At 67.4% G+C, this 16,242-nt stretch carries 7 protein-coding genes and 1 pseudogene; 4 read left to right on the forward strand and 4 right to left on the reverse strand.

The annotated features are described in order from the left end of the window. Positions 1-121 precede the first annotated feature (121 nt). Complete coding sequence (locus CLT75_RS12715) at positions 122-898, forward strand: transposase family protein (RefSeq protein WP_135240965.1); 777 nt, start codon at positions 122-124, stop codon at positions 896-898. A 241-nt stretch (positions 899-1,139) separates the two neighbouring features. Beyond that, the gene (locus CLT75_RS12720; RefSeq protein WP_167796916.1) at positions 1,140-2,237 is read left to right on the forward strand and encodes an ISAs1 family transposase; all 1,098 of its coding nucleotides are present in this window, start codon (positions 1,140-1,142) and stop codon (positions 2,235-2,237) included. A 447-nt stretch (positions 2,238-2,684) separates the two neighbouring features. On the opposite strand, the gene CLT75_RS12725 is transcribed toward CLT75_RS12720, so the two are convergent. After that, positions 2,685-9,290: an RHS repeat-associated core domain-containing protein gene (locus tag CLT75_RS12725; protein ID WP_135240967.1), complete on the reverse strand. Its 6,606-nt coding sequence runs from the start codon at positions 9,288-9,290 to the stop codon at positions 2,685-2,687. 2 nt (positions 9,291-9,292) lie between these two features. Beyond that, the gene (locus CLT75_RS12730) at positions 9,293-13,078 is read right to left on the reverse strand and encodes a LamG domain-containing protein (protein ID WP_135240968.1); all 3,786 of its coding nucleotides are present in this window, start codon (positions 13,076-13,078) and stop codon (positions 9,293-9,295) included. 109 nt (positions 13,079-13,187) lie between these two features. Between CLT75_RS12730 and CLT75_RS12735 the strand changes: the two genes are divergently transcribed. Both CLT75_RS12735 and CLT75_RS12740 read left to right on the forward strand, forming a co-directional pair. Continuing rightward, on the forward strand, positions 13,188-13,682 hold the full coding sequence (locus CLT75_RS12735) for a hypothetical protein (protein ID WP_135240969.1): 495 nt from the start codon (positions 13,188-13,190) through the stop codon (positions 13,680-13,682). 372 nt (positions 13,683-14,054) lie between these two features. After that, positions 14,055-14,435, forward strand: a complete 381-nt coding sequence (locus CLT75_RS12740; protein WP_091329304.1) for a hypothetical protein — start codon at positions 14,055-14,057, stop codon at positions 14,433-14,435. A gap of 338 nt (positions 14,436-14,773) precedes the next feature. On the opposite strand, the pseudogene CLT75_RS12745 reads toward CLT75_RS12740, so the two are convergent. After that, positions 14,774-14,986: pseudogene (locus CLT75_RS12745) on the reverse strand (transposase); the annotation flags it as partial. 65 nt (positions 14,987-15,051) lie between these two features. Further along, positions 15,052-16,188 (reverse strand): site-specific integrase, encoded by a 1,137-nt coding sequence (locus CLT75_RS12750; RefSeq protein WP_135240971.1) that lies wholly within the window; start codon positions 16,186-16,188, stop codon positions 15,052-15,054. Positions 16,189-16,242 lie beyond the last annotated feature (54 nt).

Here is a 16,242-nt window from a genome sequence, read left to right on the forward strand (position 1 = left end):
TTTTCATCGTGATCAAGGGGGCCTGAGCAGGTAGGCAGGGGCGTGTCGATGCTCCGGATAGGACGAAGCTCCCGGTAGGACAGCAGTCGACCAAGACGCACTGCCCAGCACAGGAGCTTCGTTGCTGACCTATCCTGCCAGCATCCCGCTGTCCACGCGTAGCCTGACCCGCCCGACCGAGCTGATCCGCGACCGACGCCGGACGCTCGGCGGTCGTTGGCGCAGGTTGCCGGCGCAGCAGCAGGCGCTGATGGCTCTGGCCCACCTGCGCAACGGCGACACCCTCACCCGGCTGGCCGCCGGCTTCGCCGTGTCGGTGGCCACCGTGGGGCGCTACCTGCGCGAGGCCGCCGACCTGCTCGCCGGCTGCGCCGACGACCTCACCGCCGCGATGCGTCGAGCCACCCGGCTGGCCTACGCGATCCTCGACGGCACGCTGATCCCGATCGACCGGGTCGCCGACCAGCGGCCCTACTACTCCGGCAAGCACAAGCGACACGGCGTGAACGTGCAGGTCCTGGCCGACCCGGCCGGGCGGCTGGTCTGGGCCTCACCCGCCCTGCCCGGCGCCGTCCACGACCTGACCGCCGCCCGCACCCACGGCCTGATCGACGCCCTGACCAGCACCAACATGCTGACCTTCGCGGACAAGGGCTATCAAGGCGCCCGCGGCACCATCTGGACCCCCTTCAAACGCCGCCGCACCCGACTGTCCCGCCGGCAGAAGTCCGTCAACCGGCACCACACCAAGATCCGAGCCCTCGGCGAACGCGCCGTCGCCACGCTCAAGACGTGGAAGATCCTGACCAAACTCCGCTGCTGCCCCCGCCGCGCCACCCCGGTCGTCCAGGCCATCCTCGTCCTCCAAGCCGCCGAGGACGCCCGCTACCCACGATGAAAATGGCTCATTGAGGCGCGTCTGACCTGGGGGTCGTAGCGCGTCGGCCTGTGTGGAGGGTGACGCGGAACGGGTGTGGTCCGTCGGTGATCATGGAGTTGCTGAGACAACATGACACCGAGAGGGACCACACCCGCGTATGTCATCATCGCTGATCGACGTGATCCGTCATCATGCCCCTGCCCCTGCCCCGACCGGCTCCCGGCCCGCTGATCGTGAGGCGTATGGCCTGCTGGAGGCCTTGGCGCGGGTTCCTGACCCGCGTGACCCGCGAGGGATCCGGTACCCACTGTCGAGCGTGCTCGCGGTCGCGGTGTGTGCGGTTATGGCCGGAGCCAGTACGTTCGCTGCGATCGGCGACTGGGTCGATGACCTTGATGCGCCGGCGTGGGGTCGGCTCGGGTTCACCGGCAGTGTTCCGGTGTTGACCACGGTGTGGCGGCTGCTGGTCCGCGTCGACGCCGAGACGTTGACGGCGGTCCTGGCTGACTGGTTGTGCTCCCGGCTGCCGGTGGCTGCGGCGCCGGTGCGGCGGGTCATCGCCGTGGACGGCAAGGTGCTGCGGGGCGCGGTCCTGACCGAGGGACGGGTCCATCTGCTGTCGGCCTACGACACGTCGACCGGTGTGGTCCTGGCGCAGGTCCAGGTCGCGGCGAAGTCGAACGAGATTCCGGCGTTCGCCCCGCTGCTGGAGCAGATCGCGGCGCGGCTGGGCAGCCTGGCCGGGGTGGTGATCGTCGCCGACGCCCTGCACACGCAGGTCGCCCACGCCCGAGCCGTCGCCGCCGCCGGCGGGGACCTGTACGTGTCGGTCAAGGCCAACCAGCCGACCTTGTACGCCCAGCTCAAACGGCTGCCCTGGTCGCAGGTGCCGGTCGGGGACCAGCACCGCGACACCGGCCACGGCCGCCGCGAGACGCGCACCATCAAGGCGCTGACCGTGCAGACTCCCGGTGGCATCGGCTTCCCCCACGCCCAGCAGGCCGTCCGGATCACCCGCACCCGCACGATCGCGGGCAAGCGGACCCGCGAGACGATCTATCTGGTGGCGTCACTGCCCGCCGCCCACGCCCAGCCTGCTGACCTGCAGGAGTGGGCCCGCCTGGAATGGCACATCGAGAACCGGCTGCACTGGGTCCGCGACGTGACCTTCGGCGAGGACGCCCACCGAGCCCGCACCGGCACCGGACCCGCCGTCGCAGCCGTCCTGCGCAACACCGCCATCGGATTCCACCGCGGCAACGGCGAGACCAACATCGCCCGAGCAACCCGACGCGCCAACCGCCGCCCTCACGACCTCATCACCACCGTGACCAGCAGCTACCCAACTACGCAATGACCCTGGCCCACACCCACCGCGACCAGCACGATCACGAAAAGGGCTAATTGTTTAACGGCGTTCAGTGCATGCGCCTGCCGCCAACCTACTTACCCTAATCTCAGCGCGAGAACCGCCAGCAGCCGGTTCGACGGGGCATGGCCCCCGTCGAACCGGCTGACCCCTGCGGGCGATAAGCCTGACGGGCCAACCAAACCGACTCCGCTGAACCCACGGAAACACCTGATTCACGGCGACCCTTCTTGATACTCCTTACCCACTTCGCCTTCCTCCCAAAAAATCCAAAGTCGGTGACATACAGGGCATTGCAATGCCAATTTGGCCAAGCCAAAAAGATCCACGGCCTGCAGGTCGAGATCGAAGTCACGACCCTTGATTAAGAATATAGAGTTCTCCGGATCGTCATCCCTTAGCACAGTTCCACACTTGCATCTCATTTTGGCCACTTCATCCCCCAATGAATTCAATACCCACCATTGTTTGCTTGTCGGGACCCCAACTCCTGATTAGGCTGTTGACTCGATAAGTCGCGTTCGGAAACTGGTCCGCCGTCAGACCGGTCTTCGTAAGATCAATGATGACGCCTCCGCCGTGCACTTGCGAGTGCTTCTTGGCAGCGTTGGTCAGAATCGCCTTCACGTTAGCACTTGTAGGGCTGTAGACCTCCCACTTAGCTCCGTCGATGACAAGGTCGCTCGTGAAGCCACCGGCCCTGGTTCCCACCGGATCACGAAGAATGACAACACCTCGAGTACGGGAGACCGCATAGGAAGCAGCCGCAAGTTCGGACGCTGATGGATTCGACGCAGTGATCACAAGTGAGCCGCCGCCCGTTACAGGCAAAGTTGACGCAGCCAACGCCGGATTGGCAATCACCAAAGAAATGCCGACAACTCCTAGAAACTTTTCAAAGATGCACCGGACCGAGTTCGCGCATCTATAGTCGCCGTCCTCCATAAACTCGTATACGTTATCGCAGTTGTTGAAACTGGCGCAGCGCATGTGCGGGGAGCCTTTAACGCATCGCTTCGCCAAACACATCCACTGCCCAGTCGGCCCACGGTCGTTTGGCTGCACCACCTGCGGCTTCTGGGGCGGCAGCAGAGGTGAATTCGGGTACATATGGCATTGGAATGGGCACAAGTTGGCTGTTTGCCAGTTCTTCAGGCCGCCGCCCGCTTTTGCCTGGTGAACCTTGCGCGCGCTAGCCCAGTCGTCCTCGCCACAGGATCCGCTGCAGCCGTCGTTATTGCCATTCACCGTGACATAGTCGCCTTGCAGGTTCTCATAGTCGGCGCCAGCACCGCAGCGATCGTCGGCGCAGGCTTTGAGGCCACTAGGGTCAGACAGGGTGATGGGGTTGTTGTTGCTGTAGGCGTAGGCGTTCCACTGTTGCGGGTCGGCGAGGTCCATGATGGGGTCGACGCTGATGAATCGGCCGAGTCCTGGATCGTATTCGCGGGCGCCGAGGTGAGTGAGTCCTGTGGGGTCGTTGTCGCCGCCGACGAAGCCCTTAGGGTTGGCCCAAGGTATTTGTGATCCGCGGGGGTTGCCATAGGGGTTTTGGTAGCGGCGGGTGACGGTTTGTGTGCCGGAGTTGCTGACGGTGGTGTGTTGGGTGCCTTGGTGGTCGGTGATGAGCCAGGTGAGGGCGGTGGCGGTGCGGGAGGCGATGAGCTGGCCGGCGAAGGTGTAGTAGCGGGTGGTGTTGCGGGTGGTGCCGTTCCAGCGGATGTCCATGCCGGGTAGGTAGAGGGTGGTGCCGGTGGCGTCGCGGCGTAGGAGTCGGTTGCCGTCGGCGTCGTAGATGTTGCTGCCGGCGCTGGCTGCGTCGCCGGAGATGCTGGTGAGGCGGCCTTCGGGGTCCCAGGACAGGTTCTGCGAGGCGTTGCCTGGGGGGCAGGTGTTAGCGGCGGCGCCAGCAGGTCGGCAGGTGGTGTTGCCTGCGTCGTCGTAGGCGTAGGCGTTGGTGACGGCCGGCTGCCCGGGGGCTTCGGTGAGGACGGCGGTGGCGGCGTGGGGGCGTACGACGTTCTTGCCGCCGGTGGGGACGGTGTAGGTGCGTTTGGTGTCGCCGGCGCTGGTGTGGGCGGTTTCGGTGAGCCGATTGCCGACCTTGTCGAAGGTCCAGTCGTGCCAGTAGGGGGCGGGGCCGCCGAGGTTGGCCGTCGTGGGTGTGGTCTTGCAGTCGACGCCGGCCTTGGGGGTCCAGGCGCTGGTGAGCCGGCCGAGCGGGTCCTGGTTGAAGCATTGGGTGTCGGTGGGTCCGACGGCGGGCTGGTCGGCGATGGAGGTGATGTTGCCGGCGTCGTCGTAGCTGTAGGTGCGGTTGGAGACGGTGCCGGTGGCGGTTTCGGGTTTGATGTAGGTGTTGGTGAGCCGGCGGGTGGTCAGGTCGTAGGTGTTGGTCTCTTCGACGTAGTTGCCGGCGCTGCTTTTGCGGGTGAGCAGGGTGGGTTCGCCGTAGGCGGTGTACTGCTGTCCGATGACGTAGCTGTTGCCGTAGGCGGAGCCGGTGGTGAGGGTGACGGGCAGGCCTGAGGTGGAGTTGTAGCCGGTGGTGATCGTTTCGCTGCCGGTGAGGTCACCCGCGACGGGCATGGTGACGCTTTCTGGTGAGCCGTCTTGTTCCCGGTAGCCGTAGCCGATTTGCCAGGTGAGGTTCAGACCGGTCTCGGTGGCGGGGATGACGTAGTGCACCGCGCCGGGCTGGTAGCGCTTGGTGAATGAGAGGTACCGGATTTTGTAGGCGTTGGTGGATCCGGGCGGGTCGAAGCGGGTGGTCTCGGTGAGCTGACCGCGGACTGCTTCGCCGCCGAACATGATGTCGGTCTTGTCGAACTTCCAGCTTGCCCGTTTGGTGGCGGGGGAGATGGTGTCGTCGTAGAGGCCGATCTTGCGGCCGAGGTTGTCGTACTCGTAGGCGAGTACCTCACCTCGGGCGTCTTCAGTGGTGGCGAGGTCGTCGGTCTCGGTATAGGTGCTGCTAATTGTGCCCTTATCGGGGTCCTTGGACGACGTTCGGCGGCCCTTGACGTCGAAGGTGTAAACCCACTCGTTGCCGTCAGCGTCAGCGACGGTGACGAGTTGGCCCTTGCGGTTGTAGGTGTAGCGGGTGCTCTGGTAGGCGCCGGTGACGCCCTGGCTGGTGGTGTGCTGCCGCAGCTCGACCGTGCGGCCACGGGCGTCGGTGACGGTGGTGGTGGGGGTGCCGCCCGCGGGCGGGGTGACGCTGGTGCGGTCACCGAGGTAGGTGGTGGTGCTGCGCCACTTCTCGACCTGGTTGATGATCCCGTCGGTGCCGAGCAGGATGCTGGCGGTGGGACGGGAGGCGTCGTCGTAGATCGTGCGGTTCACGGTCGGCACCGACCACTCGGGCTGCCCCCACAAGGTTCCTGACGGTGCGCCGATCTTGCCGTGGACGCCGTAGGTGGCGTCGACTCGTCCGGACTTGTCGTAGATGGTGTCGGTGATGACCCGGTCGCCGTTGGCTCCGGTGGACTGGGTCTGCCGGGGCCGCAGCAACGCGTCGTAGATCTCGTAGGTGGTCAGGATTCCGTTGCCGGCGTTGACGGTCCTGGTCTGGACCCAGGGGTAGGCGTCGCGGTTCGGCGCGTAGAAGTACGTGTAGGCGGCTGATGGGATGGATTCGCGGTTCTTGCGGTCCCAGCCGACGCCCCAGACCTTGCTGACCCGGCCCAGAGGATCGTAGGTGCTGTCCTTAACCCGGCTGTTGGGATCAGTCGTCTTGACCGGGACGCCCCAGTAGGGGGCGTTAGTGACGCTGGTGGTCCATGCGGCGCCTCCGTTGGGGTCGGGGCTCGACGTGTTGATCGAGGCGACCGGGCCGGTGGCCGGTGTGTATGTGGTCGTGGTGGTGTTACCGCGCGCGTCGGTGGCGGTCGCGAGGCGGCCGAACGCGTCGTAGGTGCTCTGCGCGGTGGTCTGCCAGGTGGTGCCGGCGGACGGGGACCAGTCCTTGAGCTTTTCGACCTTGGTGACCGCGCCGTACGTGGGTGCGGTGTTCGGGCTGGCGGCGCCGTCGTAGCTGTTGCGGGTGTCGGAGATGACGTCCGCGGTGCTGGTCGGTGCGGTGCCGCAGGCCAGGGCGGTGGTGGTGGTCTGCTTGACCGTGCCGGTGATGTTCGCGCCGGTGTTGCGGTTGTAAGTCAGCTCGGTGCACTGCTCGTCGCCGGTGGTGGGCCACTGGCCGTCGTCCTGGATCTGGTCGACGGTGCCGTAGGTGTCGTTGAACGTCGACTGGGTGCGGGTGGTGCGCCAGCCGCCCTGGCCGTCGACGCCGAGCGCGATGGCCTGGTAGGTGGTCTTGGTGTTCACGAAGCGGGCGGTGACGGTGTCGCCGTTGATGGTGCGCGACGCGGTCTCCGGGGAGCGCCAGGGGACGTTGACGGTCTTGCTGACCGGCTTGCTGGTGGTGCCGTTGTAGACGACCTTTTCGCGGATCATGCCGGCGAACTGGTCCTCGTCGTAGACGGTTTCGGTTCCGAGTGAGGCGCCGATGGTGACGGTGCGGGTGCCGCCGGAGACGTTGAGGCGGTCGCCGTGCATGCCCTGTAGGTAGGTGGTGCGGGTCAGGGTCTGCCGGGGGGCGTCGCCGGTGCGGGTCTCGACGGTGCGGTAGCCGCGGAACTGGCTCCAGGTCTTGCGCTTGGGTTTGATGAGTCCGTCGTCGTCGGCGTAGTGCCAGGCCGGGTCGCCGAGGTAGTCGTAGAAGGTGTTCTGCACCGGCGCCTGATAGTCGACGCCGTCCACGACTGCTGGGATGTCGGATTGGGAGACCTTTCGGACGACGTACTTGTGCCACCACTCGGTGATGTCGGAACCGCCCGGGTTGTAGGGGTCGGGGCCGATGACGGGGTAGCAGAGTTTGGTGTTGGTCTCCGGCGCGCTGGGCGGGTTGCTGGAGGTGCATTCACGGTCACTGTAGGTGACCTGGATCTTGGATCCGGTCTCAGTGATGATGTTGCCGATCCGGTTGCGGTTGTTCGTGGTGTTGTGCGAGGCGAGGACCCGGTTCTGCAGGGCCGTGGGTTCGAACGTCACCGGCGGCATCACGACCGGGTCGAGGTTGTCCGGAGTGGTGGCGGTAGAGCCCGTGGCGGTGGTGTTCTTGACCAGGCCGGTGTGCACGATCGAGGCGAGCCACATGCCGGCGTAGTCGCTGCCGTCACCGACCGACGGGTACGTGTGGGTGAGCGTCCAGGAGTCGACGTCCTGCCAGGCGGGGGTGGTCTTGGTGGTGTCCCAGACCCGAGTGGTCACCTTCGCCAACCGCTTGGTCGACCAGAAGGTGGGCGTGTTGTTGGTGCCGCAGTCGGCGGCGCCGGAGGCGCATTCCTGGTCCCAGGGGACGTCTTTCCAGCTGACGCCGGGGCTGTGATTGGTGCAGTTCGACTCGCAGCGGTCCAGGGCGGTGAAGGTGACCTGCCCGGTAGGGGTGATCGAGCGGCCCGTCGGGCGGTCCCAGGTGCCGTAGTCGATGCGGCTCAGCGTGCCCCCGCGGGTGTAGACGGCCTTGTCGGTGGCCTTGTTGTTTCTGCCGTACCGGTTCGTCTCCGGGGCGTACCAGTAGGACATGGTGTTGCCGCGGGGGTCAACGACGTAGTCGAGGTTCCACCGCCACGCCTGGGTACAGAACGAGGCCGCGAAGGTGCCGGCGTTGCAGGGCTCGTTGGTGTGGTTGCCGGCCACCGGGACGGTCCAGGTGGAGTTCGTGGCGGCGCTCTGGCCGGGCGGGTTGTTCAGGCCGAAGAAGTACTGGGTGCCGTCGGTCGTGGTGACCTTCCAGTGCTCGCCACCGTTGGCGCCGTTGCTCGCCCCGGGCAGCTTCTCGATCTTCGAGCCGTCCTCGTCCCGAGAATGCCAGCCCTTACCGGCCTCGAATACCAGCTCGCTGCCGCCGCCGTTGAGGGACATGGTGGCGTTGTAGGACCGCCAGCACAGGTCGCCGGTCTTCACCGTGTTGTTGGCCGAGCCAGCCATGTCCTCGCTGCACGGCACATAGCTGCGTTCGATGAACCCGGGCGAGAAGTCGAAGCCCTCACCGACCCACGACGGCTGGCTGTTCTCCGCGCTGGAACGCCCGTCGACAGCACCCGAGGAGTAGGCCAGCGACACCTTCGGCGCCAGACCGGCCGCGGGCGGGACCCGCATGTCGTAGGACCAGGTGAAGTTGCCGGTCGATCCGCCCGACGACCAAGTGGCGGACGCGGCCAGCGGCGTGGCGGAGTAGTCACCCTGAACACCAGCGGCCCCGGCAGCGAGGGCCATCACCGTCCCAGCCGGAGCTGCGGACACCCGCCCGCTCACGGTGCCGTCCGCGACGGAGTTGACGGACTTGACCGGCGTGGCCCGGCACTCGGATGCGGCCGGGGTCGTCAGGGCGCACGCTGGGAGCGTCCACAGTTTCAGCCGCGAGGACCAGTTGCCGCCGAAGGCGTGACGGAACGGCTTGTAGTCGATGGTGACGTTCACGTCCGCCGGCCCGGTGGCACCGTCGGGGCGCAGGGTCAGCAACAGCCCATCACGCCACGCGCTGGGGTTCTTCCCGCGGTCGTGGACCTCGACGTCCACGCCGGTGACCCCACGGCCGGAGGGCGTCGATGAGCGGGAAACTCGCACCGGCAGGCTGCCGGCGCGTACCGGAGCGGCGGTGGTGGCGCGGGCGATAGCCGCCGGCAGGGTGGCCCGGGCGCGGCCCGGCGCCGGCCACACCGGCTTGTCCCACTCGGCGGTCTTGGCCGCCTTGGTTGGCAGCGCCTTCTGCTTCGCCGGGCCTCCGATGGAATCGAGCTTCTCCGGCCGCACGTTCGGCAGCGACGGGCGGGGCTTAGCCTGCGCCGGAGGGACGGCGAGAACGCCGGCACCGAGGACTGCGGTCACCGTCGCCGCGATCAGACGACGCGTCGTGGACAGCAGACGGCCCCGGCGGGGGCGGGTCAGAGTTGGCACCGTGAGCATCCCATCTCGGGTGGTCCTCCGGCGCGGCGCCGGCTTCTGATCGTGGCGGTGAACAGGCTTGTGGGCGGGCATGGTCACTCCTCGCCCGTCTGGTTGACCTGCGTGTTGTAGAGGTCGCGCACGCCGCCGTCGGTGAACGCGCCCTGGTAGGCGACCACGTCGTCGACACCGCCGGTAAGCCAGTCGGTGAACCCGATGGGCTGGTCGGAACGCCCGACCACGAACGGGCCGGTGGCGTTCCACCGCTGCCACGCCGAGACCATCGCCGTAGTGGCCTTTAGCTCCCCGTCGACATAGAGGCGGATCTGCCGGCGCTCGGCGTCCAGCACCCCGGTCAGCTGGTGCCATTCCATCGGATCGACTGCGGCGGTCGCGGCGGTGGTGATCGCGGTGGTGTTGGTCGCGCCGGCGCGGACGGTGAAGGCCCACTGCCCGCCGGAGGTGTCACGGAACTGCAGGTCGAAACCGCTGTAGCCGGAGCTGTGGTCCTGCGACAGGATCGTCTGCCGGCCGGTCGCCGCCTCCACCCGCGCCCATGCCGAGACGGTGAACGACGCGTCGGTGCGCACTACCGCCCCGTCACTCCAGTTCGGGGTGGCCTCGTCGCCGAGGTTGTCCTGGGCGTGTCCGTACTCCTGGGTCACCTGGTTGTAGTGCGGGTCGCCCGGGTCCTCGACGAAGTGTGTGCCATCCAGCAGGAGTGCCTTGTTGCGCTGGCCGTAGCCGACCCAGCTGCCCTCCGTGAGGGCGAGGCGTCGGCTGAGGTTACCTACCTCGTTGACCTGGCAGGCCGGTGACGATGGGTCGGAGCTGACCTCGTAGCAGGGGTAGGCGTCCCTGAAGTTCCAGGCGGAGGTCAGCGGGGCGCTGACCATGCCGGGCTCGTTGAACGGGTAGGCATCGGTGGCGGTGCTGCCGGTGAAGTCCTGCGCCACGAGCACCCGGTCGTAGACCTGCACGTCGGCGATCGAACCGGTGAACCACTTCGCCGGTGCAGCGTTGAAACCACGGCCGATCGAGAAGACCCCGGTCGCCGCCCACGGCGCGGCAGCCCGGTCGGCGTCACCGACCAGGGTGCCGTTGACGTAGAGCAGCATCTTGCCCGACGGCCGGTCGAACACCCCCGCGAGATGCGTCCACTTCCCCACATCCGCCGACGTCAGCGCAGCGACCGCAGCTGCGGAGCGGGTGGTGCTGGCCTGATCCGGGGTGTCCTTCATGACGAACGCCCACCGCGGCGTCAACGGCGACCCCGCCATCCGGACACCGAGCTGGAACCCGGCGGCGCTCGTGCCGTCCTGGCTGACCGCGACGTTGTCCTCGCTGGCCGGCAGCGCCGACAGACGCACCCACGCGGCCACACTGAACGACTCCGTCGTGTTCACCACCGACTGGTGGTGATTCAACGCCGAGGACGATCCGTTGAAGGCCGGGCTCGACGCGCCCGGCATCCGCAGGTTCGGTGACCAGGTCACCCCGGTCGGGGCCAGCGGGGTGGTGATCGTCGCTTCTGCCCGCTCGTCGGTCAGCGCCTGGGTCTGGGTGACACCTGGACGCGGTTCGAGTTTCCACCAGTTCGTCGGCGGCGCCGGCCGGTCCACGATGAACGCCACCGACCCCTGCCCCTCCGTCTGCGCCGAGTTGATCGCCGAGACGTACAGGATGTTCTCGCCGTACTTCGGTGCCGTCAGGGTCACCGACGCCGTGCGGACGCCGGCGCCCGTCGCGGTGATTTCCGTCGTGGGAGGGAAGCTCCAGCCGTAGCGGAACTTCACCACCGTCGACGTGTTCGACGACAGCGTGAACACGCCCTTCTCCCCCGGCCCGGCCGGCACCGTGGTCACCGTCGCGGTCACATCGGGGTAACTCACGTCGGTGGTGAACTCGCACCACGCCGACCACACGCTGGGCAGGTTGTACGGGGCCGGGTCGGTGGCCATCGCCCGGAACGCGTACGACTTGCCGTTGACCAGCCCCGACAACGCCGCCGTCGTCGACCGGCCACCGGCCGGCACCGACGCCCCCGCCGGGGCGGGCTTGCGCGGGGTGCTGTCGTTGTAGGTCCCCGACGCCGGGATCTCCAACCACTCCCACTTCGTGGTCAACGCCTGCGTACCGTCCGCGTCCGGGAACACCGCCGACAACGTGGGCGTCAACGTGCCGATCACCGACCGCACCCCCGACGTGCAAGCCGCCCCCGTGGTCTGCAGCCCGTACGGCTGCCCCGGGTAGGAGCTGTAGTCCACGATCAGCTTCACCGAGTTCGGCAGGTACTTCTTCCACCGCTCCTGCGTCGACTCACCGCTGCCACCCGCCGCGCACGCGCACAGGGCCATCGTGATGTAGGGCGCGGAGTGATCGGCGTGGTCCTGGATCAGGTTCGTAATCGCCGTGCTCTCGAAGTTCACCGTCATGTCCGGCTGGATGCTGCTGCAGCCGCCGGCCTCGTTAGCGTGCGAGTAGGCGTTCTCCACCGGCGTCTTCATCGTCGGTGACCACTTCGTGCGGGGCGTGGACGAGATCGGGCCCGCGTGCCACAGGTAGTTGATCGTGTCATCACACGACCAGGTGTGGTCGACCGTCGCCTGCACGTACGCCTTCTTGACGAACTTCTTCGCCACCCCAGGCAGCGGGAAGTCGAAGAACGACCGGTACAGCACCCCTGTGTCCGGGTTCTTCCCGACCCGGGCGACGCTCACATCAGAGTTCGTGGAGTTGTTGTTCGTCGCGTACGCCCACCGGCTCTTACCCGTCGACCACGGCGGGTCGATGAACACCGGAAACACCGCCCCTGGGCCGGTCAGCAGCGCCTCATCTGGATGCAACACCACATCACCGCCGCTGGTCACCTCCGTACGCACCGGCGCGGTCACCGCCGCGTCCCCCGGACCGACCGGCGACGACTCCTCCTCCTGCCCCGCTTCCGCCGCTGCCACGGCAGCGCGACCAGCGGTCTGCGGACGCGGCGCGGAACTGGGCGTCGAGTCCCACATCGTCGCCGCCGCCGACTCCGCCAACACCTCACCACCGGCGACCGCCCGCAGCTCCCCGTCACCGACCCGCACCGCCCGCGCGTCACCGCCGACGTCGAAGCGCAGCTGCCGCAGCGCCGGATTCGCCGCAGCCTGCGGGCTCTTCACCACCAGCACATGCGAGAAACCCGTCCACGTGGCCCGCACCACCAGGTCCACATCCGGCAGCACACCCGGATACGTCGCCGAGTCCCCGACGATCGTCGGGGACGGCAACGCGCCGCCCTGCCACGACAGGCTGAAACTCTTGCCCCGACGCACCAACGTCACCATCGGACCGCTACCACCAGCCGAGAAGCGAACGTCCGCCACCGACACCGCCGGCCGCCACAACCCGTCACCACTCCGCGCCAGGGACAGATCCACGGGCGCCCACGACCCGTCCGCGCGACGCGCACGCTGCGGCACCACCGCCGACTCCTGCTGGAAACCGCCATCCGGCAACGCGAAAACCTGCGTCAACTCCGAACGCCCCGCGGCGACCTCCACCCGCTGACCGGTCTCCTCCGCCAGCCGCGACGCCGCCCCCGCGTCCCGGGCCGTCAACGGCGCCTTCGGCTTCGACGTGGCCGCCGACGCGGCGGCAGAAGGCACCACCACGACGCCGGCCACCAGCGCCATCGACAGCAGCGAAGCCAACCGCCGACGCGGTCGACGAGCAGCCGAGAACGAACCGACACGACGTCGGGCAGCAGTCACCACAGGTCCCCCGTTGATCACGTGATGAAGTCGCCGAACTGTAGAGACCCGGATCAACAGATGTAAAGATCCCTCACAAGTTGTGAGGACGAATCGGGCAACAAGCTTCGGGACCGGCAGCCATCTCACCTACCGTGAGTAGCCCGCAGCGTCGGTCCACCAGCGAATACCGACCTCTTAGCAGGTCGTGCATACTGTCCGCCGATAGCCCCGCCGACCGCTCCCCAGGAGCCCCGCCTTGCCGACGACCATTCCCGTCGCCGCTCTCGGCCAACCCGGCGGTGTGCCGCCCGTCTGCGTCAGACACGCCGCCCCCGCCAGCCGACGAAAGCCCGTGCTGTTCCGCTCTACCCCACCTACCTGGTCGTTCCTGCTCATCCTGCTCGGCGTGCTGCCCTTCGCGATCGTCGCCACGATCGTGCAGAAGCGCGTCACCGTGCCGAACTGGCCTTTCTGCCGGGCCTGCGCACGCCAGCGCCTGCGACGGCTGCTCGGCGGAATCGGTGTGGCCCTGCTGGGTGTCATCGCCGTCATCGGCTTCTCCGCGGCCATGCCACCGTCGAGCAGCCTGACCGCAGTCGTCGTCATACTCAGCTTCGCCGTACTCCTCGCTGGTGTGGTGTTCGCCAGCACCAGTGGATGGGCCACCCTCGCCGCCGCGAAACTCGCCTCCGACGGCACCAGCCTTCGCCTGCGCAAGGCGCACCCAAATTTCGGCATGGCGACCGACTGAAGCACCCGGGAAGCCGGCGGAATGCGATTCGCAGCCTGGGACTGCAGCGTGTACCGCTCCGGAACGGCCACCCATGCAATGACAACGTGAACCTCTCAGGCAGCGAGCCCGACTGTCGACGAGACCCGCTGCCAGCAGCGGACGGTAGCCTCTCCGGTATTTCCGAAGTGGTCAGCGCGCAGGAGACCCTGGTCAGATGGCTGCTGGTGAGATTCGGGTCTCAACTGCCGGAATCCCTACCAACTCCACCATGGCGGATCTAGAGCTGCACGTCGATGCAAGTTCGTCCGGCGAGGCTCTGGGCGAGCGGCCATGAGGCTGGCCTATCCATCGCGTAGCACTGGCTCATGATCACTGGGATAAGCTCCGCCGGTGAAGCGACTCCTCGCCGCGGGCCTGCTAGGTGCCGTCCTCTTTCTCTCCGCCTGTAGCGACGACAAGCCGGAGGCAAGCCGTCCCAGCCCTGACCAGTACAGCCGCAGCGGCTGCATCTTGCTGGCGCAACGGTTGAAGGAGAATGACCACGGCTGGATCCTGAATGGCAGTGTCGCGACCCGGGCTGCTCGCTCGACAGACCCCGCGATAAGCGCTGCCGGCAAGGAGTTGGTGCTGGCCGTGCAGGAGGCCGGCGACCTGGACGTGGGCAGCAAGGGCAAAGCGGACATGACGCAGGCCGAGGCCCGGGTCACCGAAGCTCAACAGAAGCTGAAGGCAGCGTGCCGTGACCTGCTAGGCGAAGAACCCTGGTCCTGACCACGCGGCCGTGCCGTGTCCTGCACCGCGGAACCTTCACGCCCTGGGCTTAATCGCTGGCGGACTCGGCTCGAACGTGCAAGCTGCGCCACGGAGCGACGTCGGCTTGATAGGTGGGCGTGGACCTACGTCACCGGATGCCCCAGGACGCCACCATCGGCGGCCAGGTCGTCGTCGCTGAGGTCTCAGGCCATGCCGAGCCCAGGTCCGCCATCGACCAAGCAGCACCACAACGGGCCGGTAGTGGCCGCCTCCTCGGCCAGGCAACGAGAGCGCCGCGAGCCAATCGGCTCGCTGCGCCCTCTCAGTCACGTCGCGCTCTCAGCTCGACGTCGTTGGTCGTGCTTTTCGTAGCCGAGGTGCTCGGTCATCTCCTCGTTCAGCGCGGTCTCCAGGACCGTCTTGGTCAGCTGCTTCAGCAGCCCGTCCGGACCGGTCAGGGACAGCCCTTGTTCCTTGGCTGCCCGGACCAGATCGGTGGCGGCCTTCGCCTCCGCCGACGGCTCGGGCCGCTTCCTGCGTCCGGTCTGGTCGTTCAGTGTCGTGGTCATCACGGCACCCTCCTCACCAGGCACAACGCCCGGCAGGTCAGGCCGGAAACACCCCAGCAGCCTGATCAAGCGACGGGTCGCAGATGCCGCAGCGTGCTGTTGGGGCGGTCGGGATGGGTTGTCTCCCAGCGTCGCTGCAGCGCATCAACAAGGTTGGTGATCATGGGTTCGGTGACGTGGCTGTAGATGCCTCTGACGCCGGCGAGGCGGTGGCCGAGCCGTCGGGCCTGGGCGATCTCGGGGATGCCGTCTTCGATCAGCCAGGTCTTGTGGGTGTGGCGCAGGTCGTGAAAGTGCATCCCGGGAAGAATCGGCGGGATGTCTCGCTGGGGGCCGCCGGTGAGGGCGGGGGTCCACGCGCGGCGGTTGAAGTTGGAGCGGCGTTGGTGGTAGCCGCGGGCGCCGGGGAAGACGGTGTGGTGGGGGTGTTCGGCGAGGTGGGTGGCGAGGAGGTTGGTGAGGAAGCGGGGTAGGCGGATGTGGCGGACGGAGTCGTTGGTCTTGGGTGGGCCGAGGTACAGCTTGCCTTCGACTTCGTGTAGGGCGCCGGTGTCGGGGTGGACGTAGATGCTGCCGAGGGTGAGGTCGAGGTTGTCTCGGTGCAGGCCGGCGAGTTCGCCCCAGCGCATGCCGGTGTAGGCGGCGGTGAGGATCATGAGGCCGTCGGATGCTCGGGTTTGGCGGGCGACGATGGCGGCGACTTGTTCGGCGGTGGCGTGGGGTCGTTCGGCGCGGATGCCTTTGGGGATGCGGATTCCTCGGCAGGGGTTGAAGGGGATCCGGCGGTCTTCTACGGCTTCTTGTAGGACCATGGACAGGACCATGATCACGTCGGCGACGGATCGGGGTGCGAGGTTTTTGCCGAGGGCGACGGCGAGGGTCTTGATGTGTTGGCGGCGGATGTCGGCCAGGGGCAGGGGGCCGAGGGTGGGCAGGATGTGCAGTCGTAGGTGGCTTCGGTAGGCGGCCCAGGTCGCGGGGGATGCCTGGTGGGTAGATTCCCAGATGGGCACCCATTCGGCGAGGGGGATCCGTCCGCCGCGGGGGTCGATGAAGGTGTCGCGGGCGACTTCGACGTCGATTTCTTTGGCTCGGATGACGGCGTCGGCGCGCCGGTCATGGGTGGAGTCGGTGGTGACGGTGCCGTCGGTCATGCGGAGGCGGACGCGGAACTTCGTGCCGCGTTGTTCCACCCAGGCCATGGGTTACTCCATTCGGTGCGGGTGCGTGCGTCGGTGATGGACGCGTGACTTCGC

The sequence above is a fragment of the Micromonospora sp. CNZ285 genome (genome assembly GCF_004637285.1).

Bases quoted from the DNA above. Each gene is read 5' to 3' on its own strand.
- CLT75_RS12725 (WP_135240967.1), bottom strand. From the start codon at position 9,290: ATGCCCGCCCACAAGCCTGTTCACCGCCACGATCAGAAGCCGGCGCCG.
- CLT75_RS12750 (WP_135240971.1), bottom strand. From the start codon at position 16,188: ATGGCCTGGGTGGAACAACGCGGCACGAAGTTCCGCGTCCGCCTCCGC.